General features: G+C 29.9%; 17 protein-coding genes. 13 read left to right on the plus strand and 4 right to left on the minus strand.

Annotation, left to right across the window (positions count from 1 at the left end; translation table 11 throughout):
• Positions 1–99 precede the first annotated feature (99 nt).
• The 4 genes from IC175_RS07985 to IC175_RS08000 all read left to right on the plus strand — a co-directional run bounded on the left by IC175_RS07985 (position 100) and on the right by IC175_RS08000 (position 10457).
• Positions 100–567 carry a MarR family transcriptional regulator gene (locus IC175_RS07985; RefSeq protein WP_227433583.1) on the plus strand — a complete coding sequence of 156 codons (468 nt, stop codon included), beginning with the start codon at positions 100–102 and terminating at the stop codon, positions 565–567.
• 318 nt (positions 568–885) lie between these two features.
• The gene (locus IC175_RS07990; protein ID WP_227851402.1) at positions 886–2121 is read left to right on the plus strand and encodes an MFS transporter; all 1236 of its coding nucleotides are present in this window, start codon (positions 886–888) and stop codon (positions 2119–2121) included.
• Positions 2122–2736: 615 nt separating this feature from the next.
• Positions 2737–5238 carry an ATP-binding protein gene (locus IC175_RS07995; RefSeq protein WP_227834792.1) on the plus strand — a complete coding sequence of 834 codons (2502 nt, stop codon included), beginning with the start codon at positions 2737–2739 and terminating at the stop codon, positions 5236–5238.
• Between the two features lie 14 nt (positions 5239–5252).
• Positions 5253–10457 (plus strand): GTPase, encoded by a 5205-nt coding sequence (locus IC175_RS08000; RefSeq protein WP_227851403.1) that lies wholly within the window; start codon positions 5253–5255, stop codon positions 10455–10457.
• Between the two features lie 167 nt (positions 10458–10624).
• Here IC175_RS08000 and IC175_RS08005 read toward each other — a convergent pair whose 3' ends face one another.
• Both IC175_RS08005 and IC175_RS08010 read right to left on the minus strand, forming a co-directional pair.
• Entirely contained in the window at positions 10625–12724 is a 2100-nt protein-coding gene (locus tag IC175_RS08005; protein ID WP_227433579.1) for a heavy metal translocating P-type ATPase, read from the minus strand.
• Between the two features lie 86 nt (positions 12725–12810).
• Complete coding sequence (locus tag IC175_RS08010) at positions 12811–13209, minus strand: DUF6110 family protein (RefSeq protein ID WP_227433578.1); 399 nt, start codon at positions 13207–13209, stop codon at positions 12811–12813.
• A 745-nt stretch (positions 13210–13954) separates the two neighbouring features.
• On the opposite strand from IC175_RS08010, the gene IC175_RS08015 reads away from it, so the two are divergent.
• The gene (locus tag IC175_RS08015) at positions 13955–14116 is read left to right on the plus strand and encodes a type I toxin-antitoxin system toxin (RefSeq protein ID WP_227433577.1); all 162 of its coding nucleotides are present in this window, start codon (positions 13955–13957) and stop codon (positions 14114–14116) included.
• A 129-nt stretch (positions 14117–14245) separates the two neighbouring features.
• Here IC175_RS08015 and IC175_RS08020 read toward each other — a convergent pair whose 3' ends face one another.
• Positions 14246–14527 carry an FMN-binding protein gene (locus IC175_RS08020; protein ID WP_227845498.1) on the minus strand — a complete coding sequence of 94 codons (282 nt, stop codon included), beginning with the start codon at positions 14525–14527 and terminating at the stop codon, positions 14246–14248.
• Between the two features lie 146 nt (positions 14528–14673).
• Entirely contained in the window at positions 14674–15009 is a 336-nt protein-coding gene (locus tag IC175_RS08025) for a hypothetical protein (RefSeq protein WP_227824643.1), read from the minus strand.
• Positions 15010–15970: 961 nt separating this feature from the next.
• Between IC175_RS08025 and IC175_RS08030 the strand changes: the two genes are divergently transcribed.
• The 8 genes from IC175_RS08030 to IC175_RS08065 all read left to right on the plus strand — a co-directional run bounded on the left by IC175_RS08030 (position 15971) and on the right by IC175_RS08065 (position 23182).
• Positions 15971–17305, plus strand: coding sequence for a phosphoadenosine phosphosulfate reductase (locus IC175_RS08030; RefSeq protein WP_227433576.1), 1335 nt, complete (start codon positions 15971–15973; stop codon positions 17303–17305).
• Positions 17302–17838, plus strand: coding sequence for an IbrB-like domain-containing protein (locus IC175_RS08035; protein WP_227433575.1), 537 nt, complete (start codon positions 17302–17304; stop codon positions 17836–17838). Before IC175_RS08030 ends, IC175_RS08035 begins: the two co-directional genes overlap by 4 nt.
• Positions 17839–18218: 380 nt before the next feature.
• Positions 18219–18917 (plus strand): lantibiotic protection ABC transporter ATP-binding protein, encoded by a 699-nt coding sequence (locus IC175_RS08040; protein WP_227433574.1) that lies wholly within the window; start codon positions 18219–18221, stop codon positions 18915–18917.
• A 1-nt stretch (position 18918) separates the two neighbouring features.
• The gene (locus tag IC175_RS08045) at positions 18919–19689 is read left to right on the plus strand and encodes a lantibiotic immunity ABC transporter MutE/EpiE family permease subunit (protein ID WP_227845500.1); all 771 of its coding nucleotides are present in this window, start codon (positions 18919–18921) and stop codon (positions 19687–19689) included.
• Positions 19686–20453 carry a lantibiotic immunity ABC transporter MutG family permease subunit gene (locus IC175_RS08050; protein WP_227483069.1) on the plus strand — a complete coding sequence of 256 codons (768 nt, stop codon included), beginning with the start codon at positions 19686–19688 and terminating at the stop codon, positions 20451–20453. The genes IC175_RS08045 and IC175_RS08050 overlap by 4 nt, the downstream gene beginning before the upstream one ends.
• Before the next feature lie 113 nt (positions 20454–20566).
• Positions 20567–21259: a response regulator transcription factor gene (locus IC175_RS08055; RefSeq protein ID WP_227831356.1), complete on the plus strand. Its 693-nt coding sequence runs from the start codon at positions 20567–20569 to the stop codon at positions 21257–21259.
• Positions 21260–21278: 19 nt separating this feature from the next.
• Positions 21279–22730 (plus strand): sensor histidine kinase, encoded by a 1452-nt coding sequence (locus IC175_RS08060; RefSeq protein WP_255613356.1) that lies wholly within the window; start codon positions 21279–21281, stop codon positions 22728–22730.
• A gap of 359 nt (positions 22731–23089) precedes the next feature.
• Complete coding sequence (locus IC175_RS08065; RefSeq protein WP_227433570.1) at positions 23090–23182, plus strand: aminoglycoside 6-adenylyltransferase; 93 nt, start codon at positions 23090–23092, stop codon at positions 23180–23182.
• Positions 23183–23207: the final 25 nt, after the last annotated feature.

Genomic DNA, 23207 nt, shown 5'->3' on the forward strand with positions numbered 1-23207 from the left:
TAGTTCGATTCCTAAAAGAATTATTTTAACATTGTTGAAATAGAAACAAAAGTTTAATATAATATTGTTAATGCACTAATGGGTGGGAGGATATATACCATGAATAAAGAAGAACAGGTCATGATGGGTTTTAGAGATTTACTAAATAAGACTGTTTGGCTTAATAAATTTAAGATGGAAGAGAGTCTCAAGGGTTATAAGTCTTCTGAAGTACATTGCATTGAATACATTGGAAGAAATGTAGACTGCAATGTGACAAAACTGGCAGAATACTTTTATATGACTAGAGGTGCCATAAGTAAAGTAACTAAAAAGCTAATAAAAAAAGGTGTTATTGAAAGTTACCAGAAGCCTGATAATAAAAAAGAAATCTATTTTAGACTTACTGAGCAAGGTAAAACAGTTTATAATATCCATGAGGAACTTCATAAAGAGTTTCAAGAACGTGATAAAGTTGTATTTGAGCAGGTAACTGATGAACAATTTGACAGTATGATTAGCTTTGTCGAAAATTATAACCGACATTTGGATGAAGAAATAAAAAAACAGGGGATAATATTAAAGTAGAATAAATCAGAATAATGAAAATGAAATCATATACAGCCTAACTCTATTGAGAATAGGCTGTATTTTTATTGTTATCTATTTTGTTGACAAGGAAACAAAAAAATGATACTATAAATATGTTTCCAAGGAATCAAAAAACGAATATAGGAATATACCTCCAAATGAGGCGAAATGATAAAAGATGAACATGCTACTAGGGAAATAAAATAATGAAAAAAGCAAAGAGGTAAAGACATAAAGAGGTAAAAAAGTAAAAAAGAAATAAAGAAATATGTTTCTAAAGGAAACAAAATTATAATTTTTGAGAGGAGAATTTAAGTGTTTATATTTAAATCAAACAATGAACAGAATACAGAACAAATTGTAGATAAAAAGGCTTTGATATTTGGTCTTATATCTGCGTTTCTTTGCGGAATCGGATCCACTATCATAGCACCTGTCGTTCCATTCTTAGTGCAACCTTATACAAATAGTCCAGAAGAACAAGCTATAGTTGTTACAATGCTAACTTCTGTTTATGCAATCTGTGTGTTTTTTGCAGCTCCTGGGCTTGGAGCTTTGAGTGACCGATATGGACGTCGTCCATTACTCTTATTATGCCTTTTGGGTTCTGCAATAGGGTACTTAGTTTTTGGAATAGGAGGAGCTCTATGGGTATTATTTGTTGGACGTATAATAGAAGGTGTAACAGGTGGGAGCATAAGCACTATCTTCGCATATTTTGCAGATATTACTCCTAGAGAACATAGAAGTAAATACTTTGGATGGGTGAGTGCATTTTCAGGTGTAGGCTGTGTTATTGGTCCAACTGTAGGTGGATTACTTGCTAAGTTTGGTTATTCTGTACCCATGTATTTTGGAGCAATAATAACTTTACTTAATGTTATTTATGGATTCCTGTATATGCCTGAGAGCCTTGATAAGAAGAATAGATTAAAGTCGATTACACTTGCAAGGCTAAATCCATTTATACAGCTTGCAAATGTACTTTCTGTAAAAAACTTAAAAAGGCTACTTTTATCAGCATTCTTACTTTGGATACCAAATGGGTCTTTACAGTCAGTTTTTTCACAATTTACAATAGACACTTTCAATTGGAAACCCGCACTAATTGGACTTGTATTTTCAATTATGGGTATACAAGACATCATTTCACAAGGTTTTATAATGCCAAAGCTTTTGAAAAAACTTAGTGATGTACAGATAGCAATTCTTGGAATGGTTTCAGAGATTATAGGTTACAGTTTTATTGCAGCATCAGCCTTGTTTTCGTTCTATCCTATTTTTATTGTTGGAATGTTTATATTTGGTTTTGGCGATTCTATCTTTGGACCTTCATTCAATGGGATGCTATCCAAGTCTGTCGATTCTAGTGAGCAAGGGAGGATTCAAGGTGGTAGTCAATCCATTCAATCTTTAGCAAGAATAATTGGACCTATCATTGGAGGTCAAATCTATGTATTTCTTGGTCATGCGACACCTGCTTTTATGGGCATGATACTTATAGGAGTGGCAACATTAGTTTTGTATAAAGGGACACATGTAAATGTGTAAACTTTGTAAAATATAATAAGTAAAAATTCACTTTATGGAGCAGTTGATTTTAATAGATTGACTGTTTTTTTGTATTATATTATTTTTAATTAGATAAATTTGACTTTAAAAGTTTTTTATGATGACTATGTGTCCAGTTATGCACTTTCATCGACTAGTTACACAGTTTGTGTTGAATGTTTAGAAAATTCGTACTATTATATAAATAAATTTAAGCATATAAGGAGGTTTGTTATATGAATATTTATTGTGGAGGATGGTCAAAATTTAGACCAGTAGAAAAATAATAAGTAGAAATATTCAATTAAGCTGTAGGAATGTTAAAAGATGTTGATTATGAAACACTTATCGTTGCTACTTAAGTTGTAGCAGGTACAAATTTAAAATTTATTTGTAATGCTACTGCAATTACAAAGGCTCCTAAGGATTATTTAGCAGAAATTATGATTTTCAAAGCTCTTCTTTGTGAAGAAAAAAGTAGAACATGTAATTAGATATATAAAATAAAAAATATAATTAGATATATAAAATAAAATAACTGTGTTAGTAAAGGCTTTATTTTACAAGCACAGTTATTTTAATATTAAAAAATTTTATAAAAAAGGGAGAAAATACATGGGAGAAAAAAATAAGCTTTTAGAAGAAATCAAAATCCTACTAGATGAAGGAAAAGTAGCAATAGATAAAGCTATAAATAAGAATCTAATTTTGATTCTTGGAGGCACAGGTTGTGGGAAAAGTACAGCAATTAATTATCTTGCAGGATGTGAAATGAAGGAAGTAGAAGATGAAGATACTGGTATCTCCTATATTGAATGTGTAGACCCTGTTGCAGAAATTGGCTCAGGAGCTGTTTCACAAACTTTGTATCCAAATATTGTAGATATGAGAAGAGAAGTAGAAGGAATGGATGCAAAATTATGTGATACTGCAGGATTTAGTGATAACAGAGGAGTAGCACATGACATTAGTGCAGCAGTTTCGTTAGGAGAGGTGTTTAGAAATTCTGCATCTATATGTGGAGTAGTTGTACTAATACCAGAAGCAGATATATTAGAGGCTAGACTTACAAAAGTACTTGATTTATTTCAACAATTAAATATGTGTCTTCATAAAGAGAATTTTAGAGGAAGTATTACTTTCTTTATTTCTAAAAGCTTTTTAGGAAGAACAGAAAAACAAATATATAATGTGATTAGAAAAAAATACGAACAATTGTGTGAAAGTCCAGAAAATAATATAAAAGATAAAGCTTGGTTATTTGAAGAATTGCTAAAAGGAGAAGGAAAAAATATTCATCTTTGTAAACCACTTGAAGCAGAGCAAAGAGAAGGATTATTAAAAGAAGTAATAAAATTAGAAGAAGTAAAAGATAAAACATCAGCATTCCAATATCCAATCAGTGCAGATGCAAGATTAGTTTTAGATACATTAATAAAAGATATTCAAAGTAGTGTAGTATCTAGACTAGAAGTTTATGTCAAGGAATATACAGAAGACTTTATTAAGAAGGTTGAAAGAGTAACAATGATTCAAGAAATGTCAAAATATGAAAGAGTAGTAGACATATTTAAAAACTGGTTAGAAAGTTCAGTTAATGCAGAAAGTATTACTTTAGATAAATTTATCAATTTATTGTCAGGAGAAAGTGGATTATTCTTGGAAGACACATGTATAAAATTACAAAATGAGATAAGAAGAAACTTAGATATAATTAAAGATTTAAATAAATATACAGACCATGGAAATGCTGAAATTTCACTATCTTCTGTATATATGGAATCTATTATAGAAAAAACAAGTAAAAGTATAATGGAACAAAAATTTATTATTATAAGAAAGAAAATAGAAGAGATTTTAGTTTCTTATGAGGTACAAAAACAGGTATGGACATTATCAAATAGAGATAAATTGATGGAAGTTGCAAATAAAACAGACTACATATATAGTAAACGTGATTTTGAGCCTATTTTAAAGAATCTTACAGATAGAAATAGTGAAGAATTAGAAGCAAATATAACAAGATTAAATGCATATGGAGAAAAAGGAAATGAAATAATTAGAAATCTTGTAAGTAAATATATTTTAAATCCATTTATAATAAAATCATTTATACTTAAAGAAAAGACGGTAATAGAAGTTAAAGCATTAATTAAAAACTTGGTAATTAGCAGTGTTTTAGAAGCTTTTAGAAATAGAAATGTGGGAGATGATGTCTCTACAATTATGTTTTTAGCTAAAGACACTATCTATATGGATATTAATCTTGGAATGGATTTTGCATCAGAAAAAAATATCATTATTTCTTGTGAGAATCTTGATGTAAGTAGTAATTCTAAGATTAATGTAAGTGGAAAGAGTGGAAATCTTATAGATAATTCTATATATGGAATCAATGGTGAAGATGGTAGAGATGCAGGAAATATTTATTTGTACATTAAAGAAGAAATTAGAAACTATCGCCTTACACTAATAGCAAATGGAGGAAATGGTTCAAGAGGAACAGATGGTAAAGATGGTGTGGCTGGAAGCACAGGTAGAAATGGAAGTGATGCAGGATATACAAGTTATTTCTATGGACAAATGTTTAAAGGTTATTTTGCAGAAGGAACAAGTGGTGCAAAAGGAGGAAAAGGAGAAAAAGGAGGAAATGCTGGAAGAGGTGGAAATGGAGGAAGTAAAGGAAATATTTACTTCTTGGCAGATTCAGATAAAAAGAGAGAGAAGTTAATCAGTTGTTGTGATATAACAGTAAGAGATGGAGAAAGAGGTCCAGATGGAAGACCAGGATTTGGTGGAAGTGGAGGAAAAGGTGGTCATCATGGTTATAATACACTTTCATTCTCTCCAAGTGCTATAGATTCTACTGTATACTATACAGGATATTTTAAAAGTTGGGATTATAAACTAACTAGTATTACTAGTTATCGTATAACTCTTGAAGGTGGAAGTTGGGAAAAAGGAAAAGAAGGTCCATCAAGAGAGTATGCTGATTATGGAGATAGAGGAGAATCTGGAGGATATAATAATCCAAATTATAAAAAATCAACAGCAGTTTTAAAAGTTGAAGAAAGCTTTGTTAAAGAGAAATATCAAAACTATTGTGCTGAAGTATAGAAAGGGATGGATATATGTCAAATGAATTGTATAATGGAATCATAAATCTTTTGGAAAATGGAAGGAATGAACTGGAAAGATACAATTTAAAAGAAAAATCGATTTTGTTATTCCTGGGTGCTTCAGGGGTTGGAAAAAGCACTTGTATCAACTATTTAAAAGGTTGTGATATGGAAGAAAAAACAGATGCGGAAACTGGACAAGTGTACATCACAGCTAAAGATTCAGCAGTTGATATTGGTAATGGTGTATATTCTAAGACTTTATGCCCAGAAGTTGTAGATATTGAAAATAAAGCATTTTCTTTATGCGATTGTCCTGGATTTTTTGATAATCGTGGAGCAGAGTATATGATTGCAGGAGCAATGCTTGTAAGAGAAACTATATCTGCATCTTTAAAAGTAAAAGGTATAGTAGTCATTTTAGACTACCAGTCTTTACTGGACTCTAGACATACACTGTTGATTGATACAGCTAAAAACTTAAAAGATATGTTTAATGAATATACACAGTATAAGGAAAATTTTTTCTTTCTTATCAATAAAATACCTAAGCCACTTAGTGGTAACGTGACAAAAGAGAAAGTTAGAAATATACTGAAAAAAGTAAAAGAAGACCTAGATAGCCAAGAAAAATATTATGAAGGTTATAAGGAACTGGTATATCTGTTAAATGTGGTACTAGCAGATAATGTTTCTATAGAATTGTGTAATCCACTAGACACAAAGCCAGAAAATCTATTGAGAGAATTAGAAAAACTTCCAACTACTTTCAAGAAAACTGATATGGGATTAATGCTTACTGCTTCTTGTAAAATAGAGATACAAAAAGCTGTTGACACAACATATAAAGAACTAGAAAAACTTCTAGCTCCTTATATAGAAAGTGTAAAAAAGGCATTAGAAGATTCTATTTCCATTTTATCTTCTATAGAAAATCTAAAAGAAAAAAAATCTCAGTTGGAACAAATGTATCAGAGTTTATGTAAAACAAATAGTATTGAAGAACTTATGGAGTTTGTACAAGGGCTTTTCTATGGTGATGGAGTGCAAAAAGTAAATATATTAGAAAAAATACACCTTGTTCTAGAGCTAAATAGTTACTGCAAAGAAACTAATATTGTCGGTCTAAGTGAATTATTAAAGTCATTATTAAATACAACACTGGAAGATACATTAAAATGTATTAAATACTGGATAGCAGAGAAGGAATTGGAACAAGAAGAAGCTGAGAAGCTTCTAGATGCAGAATACAGAAGAGAAAAAATCCAAAATTGTACATATATAAAATCATATGAAAAAGATAAAGTGCTTTCTATATATATTCCTGTACCTAAAGTGAATTTATCAGATTTAACTAAAATAATATCTGGCTATAAACTTAATGAATTATCATCTATATATATGTATGGAGAGTGTGAGCTAAAAATAGATTGTGATATGAAGAAGGATGTTTTCTCAGGTAAAAATATAGTTCTATTAGTTGAAAGATTATGTATACCAAAAGGTTCTTATTCAATTAATGTTTCTGGAAATGACGCAAAAAAATTGGATGGAGAAAGTTCTATTTATAACGGAATGAATGGAAGAGTCGGAAATAATGCAGGAACCTCAGGCGATATTTTAATATCTTTTAAACATATACAAAAAGAAGGCGAACTTAAGCTTTATGCTGACGGTGGACAAGGTGGAAATGGTCAAGATGGAAAAGTAGGAGAAACAGGAGCATCTGGAGTAGCTGGAGCAAATGCAAAACTAGGCTCTAAACCAGAGAAAAAAGAGTTTGCTGAGGAAAAAGGTGCAAAATACTATATAATAGAAGCAGAAAAAGGAAAACAAGGAAATACTGGAGGAACAGGTGGAGATGGTGGAAATGCTGGTCTTGGAAGTAAGGCTGGACAGATTTATCTCCTTGGAGAAGCAACAGTTCTAAAAAGTTCTATAAGCCAAATAGACGGAAGACATGGCTTAGCTGGAAAAGGCGGTTCTGGAGGAAAAGGTGGAGCTGGGGGTCTTGGAGGAATCCGCGGAATTTTTGAAGAAGCAAGAATGTATACAGGAATTTCTGGTAAAACGGGTTATAGTGACATAAACTATTACTATTTTGATAGATATGTGATAGGGAGTGGTTCAGATAGTGAGGAAACAGCAGATGATGGAAAGGCATTAGATGATCTTTATACAAAACACAAGGACTGGACAATTAAAAAGCTTGCAGACTCAGGTCTAGATGGAGCACAGGGAAAAGAAGGAAATCCTGGAAAGTCATTAGTAGAAAACGAATTGTTAAAGCAAGAGTATTCTCTATCAATGGATACATTTTTCTATCAATTCTTTGAAAGATTTGGTTTTTCTGGAAGTAAAGGATATAGAAATCTTAAACTTTTATGTGCAGTAGGAATTTTAGAAGCTGATATTTTAGAAATTTCGCATATTTATGAGATTTTTAATGCAGTTGAGAAAGTGGAAATGCAGTTAAATAGAGAAATTCTTCAGAAGTATTATAAATTTGATAAGAAAAATAAAGAAGTAATTTCTTTAGATGATATGCATATTAAGAAAGCGTTTTACCAAGAAGCAAAAGAGATTTATGACTACCTTATAAATAAATTGATGCAGTCTAATAGAATAGAAGCTTTTGTAAAAGAAAATCAGAGTTTTAGTGAATGGAGTATGATTTTATTTGCATTAGAACAGAAGGCAGCATTTTACATGCAGATGATAGAGGAAGATGAAATTGGAGGAAATCGTGTTACAGATATTCGAACTCTGACAGATTATCTAGAGAAGACTTTAAAAGAATTGGAACAAGGAAAGAAAGATGAATTAAAAGAATCATATTTCAATACCTATAAGGAAAGTGTTCTAACTCAAATTAACTCAGGAAATCAACAGATAGAAGTTTTGAAAAAAGAGCTTGAAAATAAAATGCTTTCTGTTGGAGCAAAAATGAATCTTTTGATTCAAGAAATTCTAAAGATAAAAGAAGATGAAAAAGAAGATATAAAGAAACTAGAAGAAAAGAAGGAAAAACTTCAAGAACAGATGAAAATACAACTAATTCTTTCTGGAATACAGAGTGCGTTGAGTTTACTATCATCATTAAGTGGTATTGGTCAAGCGTGCTTAGGAGCTTTTGATAGTGCAAAATCTTTAAAAGAAAATCTTTCAGCTAAGGAAGAAGAGTATCAATGGACTAACAGAATGGTTAATTTTTCAGATTTCAAAATAGATTCTGAAGGTATGAGTTTTGTCCTTGGAACTCAGTTAAATGAAGATAGAAAGAATGCTTTAGGAGCAATGACAAATAAATTAGTCGGTGTTGATGATGGAAAGAGAGATAATTTTAATAAAATTAAAGAGATTATGACTAAGTCCTTAGATAATAATGACTACCAAGGGAAAGAAAATGACATTGCAGTAGCAAAAAATGGCTTGGATGAAGGCGAATATGAAAAAATATACACAAGCATTCAGAAAAAAGAAATGGGTATGTTGGAAGCAAATTATAGTAATAAACAACAAAAAGATAAATTGGTTGCACTAGAGAAGTGTAAAGCATCTATTAAAAGACAGCAAAAAACAGCAACTATTAAAAATGTATTAAGCATTGGTAGTGCAAGTTGTTCTTTTATTAATACAGCAATTAGTAGTGTTAATAATTGTCTAAATGTAAAAGCTAGCTTTGAAGATAAAATAAAAGTAGTTAAAGATGCGATTAAGTCAAAAGAGGATAATATTAAAAAACTAGATAATTTAAATATTCAGATGGAAGAGTTCAAAAATAAAACATTGAAAGAATCTATTATACCATTTGTAGACGGATTTGATACTACAGTTAAAAATCAGGATATTTTTGAAAATGAAATAAGCAGACTAAAAATGAAAGATGTCCTAACTGAATTAATTAAGAAGTTTGAAATCTTGAAAATGGAAAATTCAGAGGATATTTCTGGGATTTTCAAAAAAGTACAGGATATGATGGATGCTCAGATTATTATTACTGATAAGATTGACAAGAAAAAAGATAATCTTGCAATGGGAGAACTGATTTATCAAATGTCAGACAGTGGTAACCAGATGAATGAGTATCAGAAAAAGCTTATTCATCAAATTGAATTGAATCAGATTAGATATTTGTGCCAATTGGAGGCAGCAGCTTTTCAATTATGGACATTTCCATTTGGAAGCAATATAGTAAATATCTTAAATAGATGTCATGTAGGGATAACAGAAAATGAAGATGAGGTGCTAAAGCAGGCAAAGGAACAGAATAGACAAATTAAAGAGTTTTTAGTTCAAGATACTTATCAATGGCAAAAGACAGATAATCATATTTTGAAAATACCATTAGCAGGAAGTTTAGCAGGAAAATCACGTGTGGGATTTGAAAATACATTTTCTTTATATGATTGTAATGAAGAAGAAGTGAAAAAGCTTTTGACAGGAGAAGAAATTAGCTTTGAAATTCCACTAAATCAAAACTATGATGCAATGAAATATGTGACTATTTATGCAAATATACCTAATCTTAGACGAAATATTTTAGATGATAGTTTAAAAATAAATGTACATATGCATTTATATGATAAAGGATATTTTTCTCTATATGATGATAACAAAGATATGCACTATCAATATGTATTTCCACAAAATTATATCGATATTACACATGGCTTGGATGTTAAATATAAAAAAGATGATGATTCAGATTCAGTAAACTCTATATGGTCTTCAATAGAAGATAAAGGAATAGAAAAGTTTAAAAATGCGGGATTAAACTCTGGTAGAAGCCCATATTCTATGGCTAAGCTTTCTTTGAAAGCACATTTTAATAAGAAGCTTTCTTATGACCTATTGACAAGTGAGCAGAATAAAAAGCTAGAGTCATATTTTGAGAAGAGTAGCAAAGATGCATGGAATCAGAGTATAGAGAGCTTTAAAAAACTTGGATACATTGATAAAAGAGGCGTTTTGTTAAAAAACTGGTCTGAAATTAAAAAGGATATGGATAACAATGGAGAAATTATGAAGTATTTCTCTATATTACAGGCTGATTTGTGGGAAAAAATTATATATGAGCAGATGAGTATACTGAAAGAGAATATACCAAATCTGACAGTTGAGTTTATTGGTTGTGGTATCTATGTAGAGTCTGAATTTAACTATCTAAAACAAAATGAACTAAAATGCTATGAACAGAGATTAATTGAAATATAGCGGTTTTAAGTGAGGTTTAAGGAAGGGTGTTTTTAGTAGTTAAGTAGAAATATTATGGAAATTTAGTCAAAAAAGCACTTTTAAATATTACTGTTTAATTGTTTAAAAGTGCTTTTTTTAATATGAATTATAAATTTTTTATGTATAAATGTGTTATACAAGGGGGTTTAATTGTAGTTATAAGTATTAGGTTTATCTAATAAATTTGTCATACTGTTTAAACTTATTCCAACAGTAGAAGCATTATGCAAAAACGCGGATGTACTTGGTCTAATAAATCCACCTACACCAAGAAAAATCAAACCTAAGTTGAAAGCAATAATAAACTTAGAACTTAAACCAATTCTTTTCATAAGTTTATTGCTAATCTGTTTTAAAGTAATTAAATTATTTAAATTATCTGCTGATATAGTAATATCTGAAATTTCTCTTGCTATTTCAGCACCTTCACTCATTGCAATTCCAACATCTGACTCAGATATAGCAGGGGAATCATTGATTCCGTCTCCAATCATAATAACTTTACGACCTTTTAGTTTTTCATCTTTAATAAAATTGGCTTTGTCTTCTGGTAGAACTTCTGAATAATACTCATCCACTCCAATTTTACTAGCTATAGACCTAGCTGTTTTTTCACTATCACCAGTCATCATTACAATTTTTTTGAGTCCATATTCTCTTAAGTTTGAAATTACATCTTTAGCTTCTTTTCGTAAAGGGTCATTAATACAAATAACAGCTGATAATTTTCCTGATATTGCCATAAATAGGTGAGAATATTCGTCTGAAAGATTATTATATTTATACTCCTCGCCATCTGGTATAATACATTTTTCATCTTCAAATACGAAGTGTTTACTACCTATTATAACCTTTTTATTATCGACTTTTGTTGAAATACCATGTGCAATAATATATTCTACTTCTGTATGCATTTCCTTATGACTGAGACCTTGTTTTTCAGCTTCATGAACTACTGCATTAGCTATAGAATGTGGGAAATGTTCCTCTAGACAAGCAGCTAGTCTTAACATATCTTTTTTATTATAATCTTGGAAGGTAATTATATCTGCAACTGTTGGTTGAGCTTTTGTCAATGTGCCTGTTTTATCAAATACAATAGTATCTGCATAGGCAACATTTTCAAGGAATTTCCCACCTTTTACAGCAATATTATAATTGTTACATTCTCTCATAGCTGATAATACAGAAATAGGAATAGATAGCTTTAATGCACAAGAAAAATCTACCATCAAAATAGAAAGTGCTTTTATAGGATTTCTAGTAACTGCATAAGTAAATAGCGTTCCTAAAAAACTATATGGAACCAAGGTATCTGCTAGATGTTCAAATTTTCCTTCTACAGAAGACTTAAGTTTCTCAGATTCTTCAATCATAGTTACAATTTTTTGAAATCTTGTAGTACCAGCTTTTTCTTTGACACACATTACAATATTACCTTGTTCTATTACAGTTCCAGCATAGATGTAAGAGCCTTCTTTTTTATTAACTGCAAGAGATTCACCTGTAAGAGAGGCCTGATTAATCATTGCTTCACCAGATTCAATAATTCCATCTAATGGAATCATATTTCCCATATTTACACTAACTAAATCGTTTTCTTTTATTTCTGAAATTGGGACTAAAATTTCATTATCATCCTTTTTTAACCATACTTTTTCAATATTTAATGACATGCTTTGAGCTAAATCATCTATAGATTTTTTTCTAGTCCATTCTTCTAGTAATTCGCCTATACCAAGAAGAAACATCACTGACCCAGCTGTATTTATGTCTTTCCTAAAAATGGAGATACCTATTGCAGTTGCATCCAAAACAGAAATTTCTATCTTTTTATTTAGTAAAGAAGATATACCTTTTTTGAAATATTTTATAGAGTGAAGTCCTATAAAAAAAAATCTTAAATATTTTGGGAAAAATATCTTAGATACACTCTTTATAAATAGCTTATTTACTAATTTATCTCTGTAGTAATTATTTAACTCTCTACCAGTGTGTTCAGGGACTAGTTTTTCTATTTCGCTATTGTTGAAACTGAACTTAGTGATTTCTTTTATTATATAGTCTCTTTCACCTGTGTAATAAATAACAGCGTCACCAGTTCTATCATAAACCTTTGCTTTGGTAACACCATTTATAGAAGTCAAATAATATAGTAGAGTATCTGCCTGTTTGTTATTCAATTTACCAAGTTGTAAATCAAAACGTATACGACCTCTGATTTCATGCTTTATATAAAGATTCAATTTACTTCCTCCTGATACTATTAATCATAATACTTGATATTATTAATCATAACACCTGATATTATTAACCATAATAATCGTTAAATTTATTCTGCTGTGCAAGTACTATTTTTTTCTACAGTAGTATTTTCCTTGATGTCTTCACATTTAATGCTATCAGAATCAGTATTTTTTTCTACAGTTTGTACATTTTCATCTTTAATAGTTTCTTGTACAACTTTAGTATCTTCCTGTACATTTTTTGTTTTAGATGAAGATAATTCTTCTAGTTCATTGATTTCTTTTGCCTCAGCTAAAATATCTTCCATATTTTCTTGGATTTTAGTAGTTGTTTCAAGAACAGAATCCTTAACTTTCAACGCTCCAGCAGTTGCTTTAGTACAAGACTTTTTTACACAATCACTTGAAAGTATTTTGACACCTACAGTACCTAAAAGTACTCCTCCTAAAAATATCCCTGTTTTTTTCATTTTTAAAATATTCATTTTATCATATCCTTTCATTAAGTTAAATTTTATTTATATATCTTATGTATAAAGTAATAAATGTTAAAAATAGAGCGCGATTTTACAAAAGTAGTATTATATAGTTCTATTATGTTTCGAGAGTCCTATACGCTTTTGTATAATCCTATATATTTTTGTATAGTTTTATGTGTTTTTTATATAGTCTATATAATTCTTTTACATTTTAATAATTCTCTTATATTTTAAAGAATTATCATGTATTTTAGAAAATTCTTGATATTTATTTCGAAAATTAAAAAGTTAATAATAATTGTTATTAATAGAATTGTAAAATCATATGACATTTATTACCATTTATGCAATTAAGTATAGCACGCATGAATGTAATTTTCAACAGAAAATGATAATTTATATCAATTAATTGGCTTATTTTATGAAAAATATTATTTTATAACTACTCAAGGCTCAATTATTGAGAGTTTTATTTGTAACACATTCCTATAAGCATTACATTGCTTAGAGAAACAAACTTATTCTTGTTTATAGTTGATTTTATTATATTAAATCTAATTTTTAAACAATATTTGATGATAGTAGGTAGATATAATGCTGAAAAGAAAAGGGAGTTATTAGAATAAAAACACAGGTAAAATATGGGAAAGTATATGTTATAATATTTATAGCAAGAAGATGTAACCTATAATTTAAGAGTGGAGTTCATACTAGGATAAAACCTACTTCCTAATGAAAGGAGGTGGGAAGTATGAATAACTTTTTACTTAATGTAATAGCTGGCGTTGTTGCTAGTTTAATATTTTACTTAATTTGTAAAGTATTTACGAAAGTAAAAAGCCACTCAACTCGTGGCAAGAGTAAAAGTGGCTGGGAATTTGATTTTAAAATCAAGTTCCATAAGTTCAAATAGCTTCATTTAATTATGAACTTCACTCTACGACGAAATAGATTGTAGTTCTTCTTGCTTTTATTATACCACAAATTGGTACAGATATTCAAAAACAATATTTTTACTCTTATAGAAATTTGTTAAGTATAGTTATCCTTTTATGAATGCATTTTCTATTGCTTTTTTTATAACTTTACTTGAATTTGTTGCACCTGATACAGCATCTACATCTACTTTTTGCTTGTTAAGTACTTTATCAATAACTTTTTCTGCTTTTTTTCCTCGTTCATTTTTATGTTCCAAAAGATTAATGTTTGAAATTTTACCACTCTTTACAGTGACTTCTACTTTAGCAGATATGATATTTATATTACATTCTCCAACACAGGTTCCATCAGCAATGTCAGAGATATTTACTTTTTTAAAGGTCATATTTTCCACTGTTTGTTTGTAATTGTATTTGGTAATTGTTTTGAATATCTTTTGTTTTAATTTAATTTCAGATATATTCAAATATATAAAGTAATAATGTCTATTATAAGAAATTGTATAGTTGTATATTTGTAGATTTATCTTATCTATTTGGGAATAGAGCGATAAAGCATATCAAATCCGTGTTTAAGAAATTCCTGTTTAGAAAGTTTTACTTCTTGTTTGATATAAGCTTCTTTATTTGGTGCTGTCTGTATAATGCCAGATAACATTCCCCACAGTGAAAATATAGTAGGCATAATTTCAATATCTTCTCTAAGTTCTCCTGATAAGATACTAGTCTTTAGTAACTGTTTTATTTTTTCATTGATTTCTTCACCAACACGGAAGGTTTCTTTTTCCCCAGGTGGGTAGTCTGTATTTTCAAAGTCAATGTTGATTTCATCGAGGGCTATTTTAAAACTTATTGCATAGAAAAACACCAGAGATATGACAATGTAGTGTTTATAATTTTCTGGTGCTATTTATATTAAATTATTTTAAAATTCTAACACTGTCGTTTTCAATTAATATTGCTTGATTATCATTAATAGCTTTTAATTCTAAAGTTTTAGAATACGCATTTACTATTTTTTCTACAGCTTTTCCAAATTCTCAATTTTGGAAATGTGGTACTACATAAAAATCAATTGAATTTAAGCTAGAATAGTCTTTTAAGTAGGGAGCTTTTTCTATATAGTCTATTTCAGATGAATATTTATTTTTTTATGATATTACAAATATCTGGAATATAAAGTGTTATATATAGTAGAGCAAATAAAGTTGTTAATAGGGGGTTAAGACCTAAAACTAAGCTGATTCCTATATCAATAAGCAATCCTATTGTAAATTTGACACCTTTATTAAGTTTCAATCAAATCACCATCCTTTTATTTTTTATTACCCAATTTAACTAAAAATAGTTGATTTTTATAAAAATTATTGATGTATAAAATTACTATCTTATAAGTTAATAGTATATTTAAACATTATACATGTCTATATTATTTTAAATATTATATATGTTTATATTATTTTTCTTATAAAACAATAAAAAAAGCAAAGACATTTTTAAAATTTACCTAAGAAATATATAAAAGAAATATATAATCTAAAAAATTATAAACTTGGAAAATAAAAATTTGATTTTAAAACATATGTAAAATACAAAATATTGAGCTAAATACTGAAGAAATAATGATAATTATGCTGTTGGAAAATTATGTAAAATAATGGTAAAATATAGTTTATAATAGAAAAATTGATTTATATTATAATTATATTTATTTTTTTGGATTTATGCACTTAGAGGATTCATAATTTATGCTGATTACTACTAAAAGTGCATATATAATATTATGTTATAAGCTTTCATGAACTTCTATTTGAAAGGGGAGATTACAAATGGATAAAAGATATTTGGAATCCAGTGTATTTGAAGCTTTTCAAGACAGACTTTCTTATGTTTTCAGTGAATTTGATTATATCTATGTATCTTTCAGTGGAGGAAAAGATAGTGGTCTATTATTGAATTTAGTTTTGGATTATAAAAGAAAATATAATATAAAATCCAAAATAGGAGTATTTCATCAAGATTTTGAGGCTCAATATAGTATGACAACAGAATATGTTGAAAAAATGTTTGAAGACAATCTTGAAGATATTGAACCATATTGGGTATGTCTGCCAATGGCTACGAGAACAGCTGTAGGTAATCATGAAATGTTTTGGTATCCATGGGATGATGAGAAAGAAGAATTATGGGTAAGAAAAATGCCAGACAAAGAATACGTAATAAATCAAGAAAATAATCTTTTTACCTACTATAAGTATAAGATGAAGCAGGAAAGTTTGGCAAAGCAATTTGGTAGGTGGATGAGAAACAAGCATAAGGGTGCAAAAGTTGCTTGTTTACTTGGAACAAGAGCTTCAGAATCCTTACAACGTTATTGTGCTATTGTGAATAAACAGCATGGATATAAAGGAAAGTGTTGGATAACAAAGGAGTTTAAAAATGTATGGACAGCATCTCCTTTATATGACTGGGGACTAGAAGATGTTTGGGTAGCCAATTATAAATTCGACTATGAGTACAATAAAATCTATGATTTGTTCTATAAAGCTGGATTGCCTCCAAGAAAAATGAGAGTAGCATCTCCTTTCAATGATTCAGCAAAAGAGAGTTTAAACTTATATAAGATATTGGACCCAGAAGTATGGGTGAAATTGGTTGCTAGAGTACAAGGGGCTAATTTTACTTCTATTTATGGAAAAACAAAAGCTATGGGGTATCGTAGTGTAAAGTTGCCAGAAGGACATACATGGAAAAGTTTCACTTATTTTCTGCTTGATACACTACCTGAAGATATAAGAAATAATTATATTAAAAAATTTTCAACATCTATCGACTTTTGGCATAAAAAGGGTGGTGGTTTGCCAGAAATCGCTATATGTGAGTTGATAAGAAAAGGGTATAATATAGAAATAAATGGAATTTCTAATCATACAAAAGATAAAAAAAGTAGAGTCGTATTCTTAGGAGATATACCTGATGACACAGATGATATTAAATTTACTAAAGATATACCAAGTTGGAAAAGAATGTGTTATTGTATTTTAAAAAATGACCATATGTGTAAGTTTATGGGATTTGGTCCTACAAAAGAGCAAAGAATGAAAACAGAATACATTAAGAAAAAGTATGAAAAATTTTCTAAGATAGGAGTTAAGATGCTATGAAGTATAAAAGTCCTGTATATGAAATCATCGCTGTCCCAATTGAAAAGATAGAATCTAACGACTATAATCCAAATGCAGTAGCTCCACCAGAAATGCAGTTGCTGTATAAAAGTATAAAAGAAGATGGATATACAATGCCGATTGTCTGTTATTATAATCCAGAAAATGACAAATATGTTATTGTAGATGGTTTTCATAGATATCGAATAATGCTTGAAAATAAGGATATATATGATAGAGAAGGTGGAGTACTTCCTGTTTCAGTAATTGATAAATCACTTGATGAGAGAATGGCAAGTACTATTCGTCACAATCGTGCAAGAGGTTCACATAATGTGGATTTAATGAGCAATATTATAAAGGAACTTTGTGATATTGGAAAATCTGATAAATGGATATCAAAGCACTTAGGGATGGATATTGAGGAGATTCTTAGATTAAAGCAAATAACTGGATTATCCTATTTATTTAAAGATAAAGAGTTTGGACGTGCATGGATTCCTTTTGATTCTGATACTAAACAAGATAATTAAAAAGATATGTTTTTAGTCTAAACACTATAGAAATACTATTAACCTTTTTGGAGCAGTGTTTTAAAGAAATATGAGGCAGTATATTAAAGAAATATGAAGCAGTATATTAAAGAAAATATACTTGAGTTTAAAGCTTTTGAATAAATACAAGTATTGAGAATAGAGTAGTGTAAGATATAAATTACATAATATTAACAAAGAAAAAAGAGTAGGAGGATATCCTGCTCTTTTTCTTTGTTAGTACTGATTAACTTTTTTCATTTATGAATAAATAGTATATTTTAATAAAAAAATTATAAGTGTTATAAAATTGTTATTTTTTCATGTTAATCTTCTTATAGAAAATGAATTTAGATTATTACAAGAAAGGATGAATAGACATGAAAGACTTAATTCTTGAAACAAAAAATTTATCAAAAAGATATGGAGAGCAGATGGCAGCCAACCATATTTCACTTCAAATTGAACGTAATAGTATATATGGACTTCTTGGACCAAATGGTGCAGGTAAGTCAACAACACTTAAAATGATTGTTGGACTTCTTCATCCAACAGGAGGACATATTTTTTTTAATGGAAAGCCTTGGCAACGAGAGTCTCTTACAAAAATCGGTTCTTTAATCGAATCACCTGCTTTATATGGAAACCTTACAGCAGAGGAAAATCTACTAGTTCACACAAGACTTCTAGGCATTCCACATGAAAAAATTCATGAAGTATTAGACACAGTTGATTTAAAAAATACTGGAAAAAAGAAAGCCTCACAATTTTCTATGGGAATGAAACAACGACTTGGAATCGCTATTGCACTTTTGAATAATCCAGAACTATTGATTTTAGATGAACCAACCAACGGGCTTGACCCATTTGGAATTCAAGAACTACGTGAGTTGATTGCATCTTTTCCTGAAAAGGGAATTACAGTAATTCTCTCAAGTCATATATTATCAGAGGTTGCTCAGGTAGTTGATAAAATAGGAATTATTAGTGGAGGAAGGCTATTATTTCAAGGTATACCAGACCCAAATGAAAATCTAGAGGAATTCTTCTCTGATGTAATCTTAAAAGGAGGAAAGTAAAATGAATGGACTTAAATCTGAACTTTTAAAATACAAAAGAACATTTATGGGGAAATTGATTGTTTTTATTCCAATATTCTTTGCATTATATGCAGGGATAACACAATCAACAATCATGAAAAACCCATTATCTCAAAGTAGCTCTTGGTCATGGGACAGCCTTCTAGCCTTGGTTTTTAATTCGTGGCCATTTGTATTTTTACCTCTTGGTATGGGATTGTTTGCTACTTTGGTAGCTAGTCAGGAAAGAAAAGCTGGGAATTATCGCACTTTGCGTGCATATAATGTTTCACCTATGATTCTTTGGACTGATAAGGTTATGGCTATGGCAGTTTACACTCTGCTATCAACACTAGTTTTGATAGTTTCAACAATTATGACTGGTTTGTTTTTATCAGAAGGAGCAATCCCATTTGGTAAGATTATTGCTGGAGGTTTTGTTTGTTGGCTTGTTTCTCTTTCACTTATCCCTATTCAGCTGTGGGCAGCTACATGGAAAGGAACATTCTTAAGTATGGGAATTGCACTTGTAGGTATGATGATAGGTGTTCTTACAGCAATAAAATCTTTATGGTTTGCAGTACCGTGGAGTTGGGCTATGAGACTGATGTGTCCTATTGCTGGTGTGCATCCAAATGGCGCTATTTTGGAGACTGGAAATCCACTTTTAGATTCATCTGTGATTCCTGTTGGGATTATCTTATCTGTGGTTATATTTGTTGTAATTACAGTAATTACAGGTATTTGGTTTAATAGGAGGGAAGTAAAATGATAGGAGTATTATCATCAGAGTGGCTAAAAACAAAACGTACAGCAATTCGTTGGCTTACATTCTTTATGCCTGTAGTCATTGCACTTTGTGTTGTTGCTTATCTGGCAATTAGGTCTGAAGTTACATATAAATTTGTTTTTGAAGGTTATTTTATAGTATGGACAGCAATTATCATTCCAGTAGGAATAAGTCTTCTATCAAGCTTTATTATACATGAGGAGGAACTTGCTGGAGAGTTCAATGGTTTTTTAAATACAGGAGTTTCCCGAATTAAGTTATACTTAGGAAAATTTTTTATATTGATTTTTTGTATGGCAGTCAGCACTTTTATTTCATCACTTATAATATGTGTAGGAATGAATATTATAATACCTGATGGAGGTAGCATTTCTCTATTTATGATGGCATCCTTACTTGCAGTAATAGGGACACTTCCAATTCTATCTATTCACTTGTGGGTCAGTTTTTTATGGGGGATGGGAGCATCCATCGGAATAAGCATGGGTGGTATTTTAATGGCTGCTTTGATTGGAGGAACAAGTCTTGGGGGTAAAATCTGGGTGTTTGTTCCTTGGGCTTGGCCAGTAAAGATGTCAATGTTTCCATCTATTTATTTTCAGACTACCTTATCAACTGCAATTTCTTCAGGAGCAGAGTCACAGCTAATAAATGCACTTAATTTAACAGGAATTGGGCTTATCATTTTTCTAGTTGGTGGAATTATATGGTTTAATAGATGGGAAGGTAGAGCATGCAATGAGTAATGACTATGGACATTTTTATAAACTTGACCAATGAGAAAAATTATCAGATAATATATGAGCAGGTCACAATACAGGCTTGTTAATAATGCATAAGTATTGGAGGATAATTAAAATTGAGCAAAATATTGATTGTTGATGATGAAAGAGAATTGGTGACCTTATTAGAAAAAAAACTGAAGTCAAAAGGGCATGAAGTACTTATCGCATATAATGGAAATGATGGAATTGAATTAGCAAAGAAACAGCCAGACCTTATTATACTTGATATTATGATGCCTGGGGCTGATGGCTTTGAAGTTTGTAGTACCATACGAGATGATGTAGTGTGCCCTATCATTTTTCTAAGTGCAAAGCAATCAGAAACAGATAAAATAAAGGGATTAACTCTTGGCGGAGATGACTATATAGTGAAACCTTTTGGGTTACGAGAATTGATGGCACGTATTGAAGCTAATCTACGCCGTGAAAAGAGGTCACAATATATCAATATGGAAAATAAACGTCCAAAAATGTATTTTGGAAAACTATGTTTAGATATACAAGAGCGTGCAGTCAAAATTGATGGCAAGGATGTTCACTTGACAAAGAGAGAATATGATATTGTAGAATTACTTGCATTGCATGCAGGACAGGTTTTTTCTAGAGAACAAATCTATGAAAAAGTCTGGGGATATGATTCAGAAGGTGAAGATTCAACAGTTGTTGAGCGTGTTAAGAAGATTCGTGCTAAATTTTCTGTGGTAACACCTAAAATTGAATATATTTCTACTGTTTGGGGGATTGGGTATAAATGGAACAAATTTTAGAGAAGGAGATTTTCATATAATGAAAAGCATAAAGAATCGGTCACTTTCAGCACAGTTTCGCAGAACACTTTTTTTAATTATAATCACCAGCATATTGGCGTCACTGATTACTTATGCTGGAGTAATTATGTTGTTTATTCGAGCTTTAAATAATAATGACATATATGGCGAAAATTATTATGAACAGCAGATACCAGAAATAGAAAAATACATTCATAAAAAAAATACAACTATTCTATCTCCTTCAAATGCAGAAGATTTGAACAATATGATTCATGGTGACGGATTATTCTATCAGGTTGTAGATAATGACAGTAACTTTTTATATGGTACATATAAGAAACAAATTTTTGAAACAAAGGAACAATTATTTAATAAACTAAATACTAAAATTATAGATTCGGGAAATTTTGTCAAGATTGTTCCTGTTATTGATGATAGTGGAAAAATCAAAGGGGCTGTCCTTCTTGCTTATCAGTTGAAACTTACTTATGCAAATGGAAATGAAAATGAGTTGTGGAGAGACGATAGGGTTATTATTCTTGTTTTGTTATCTCCTTTTATATATATTATAGGATTTACAATACTATTTTCTCGAATTCTTGCTAAAAATATCAATCGACCACTAAAACTCTTGATGGATAGTTCACAGAAGATTAAAGAAAAGAACCTTGATTTTGAAATAGATTATTACGCGGATAATGAACTAGGAAATCTATGTAGTGCTTTTTCAGAAATGAAAGAAGAATTAAAAAAATCCTTATCTGCACAGTGGAAAATAGAACAGGAACGAGTAGAAATGGTAGAGGCATTGGCACATGACCTGAAATCACCATTATCTATTGTAAAGGTATATTCAGAAGCTCTGATTGATGATACTGAGATTAGTGAAGAACAACGTCAATATCTTGCAGTTATAGAAGCAAATGTAGATAAAAGTGTCTCACTAGTTCAGCAAATGCAATATACTTCTGAACTTGAAAAATCTTGTATTCAGTTACAGTTAGTTCCTATAAATCTGACTGAGTTTTTGGAGCAAAAAGTATACTACTATGAATTAGAGGCTAGGAAAAAAGAAATATCTATCACTTTAAACATTCAAAGTGATATAGAAGAATCTATTTTGATTGATATAGAGAAATTGGAAAGAATCTTTGATAATATCGTATCCAATAGTCTTCAATATACTCCAGAAGGTGGAAAAATCAAAATATCAGCAAAGGCAGAAAAAGAATATATCTCATATGAGGTTTGTGATTCTGGTACTGGATTTAGTGCTAAAGATATGCATAAAGTTTTTGAAAAATTTTATAGAGGTGATGAGGCTAGACAAACTAAGGATGGGCATTCTGGTTTGGGGTTGTACATTGTCAAGCAATTAGTTGAGATGCTTGGTGGTTCAATCAGAATAGAAAATGCGGAATGTGGTGGTGCATGTGTTATATTTCAGCATAAAATATTTAATCTCTAATCATTCATATTTAATTTTTTATTGTGTAGATATTGTAAATATATTAATAAGTGATTATGTTAAGTATATAAAAGAGGTATCAGCAATATGTTGATACCTCTTATTGTATTTGAGTATTGAAAAAATATCTTATAAGTTCTTAAATGAATATAGAAAGTTTCTACAATAAATAAAGAAACTTTCTACAAATAAAATCTGTTACCTTGACGTAATAAATATAGTATTATATAACTGTACCAATTAAAAGTAAATATATAACTTTAAGTTAGTTAAGGAGAATAATATGAAAAAATATTTACCTGTTTGTCCAGTAGAAATCACATTCTAAATGAGTTTATATGCGATTGTAATAATTTTTGATGTGTCTTAATAATGTGGCAAAAGGGATTTGGAGAGAAGAAGTTCCTTATTCTATGGATATGATAAATTATTATATCACTAATCTTGTTTAACTATTTTATGTCTGATAAAAAATAA

Source organism: Clostridioides sp. ES-S-0123-01, from assembly GCF_020658415.1.
GTDB lineage: Bacteria > Bacillota > Clostridia > Peptostreptococcales > Peptostreptococcaceae > Clostridioides.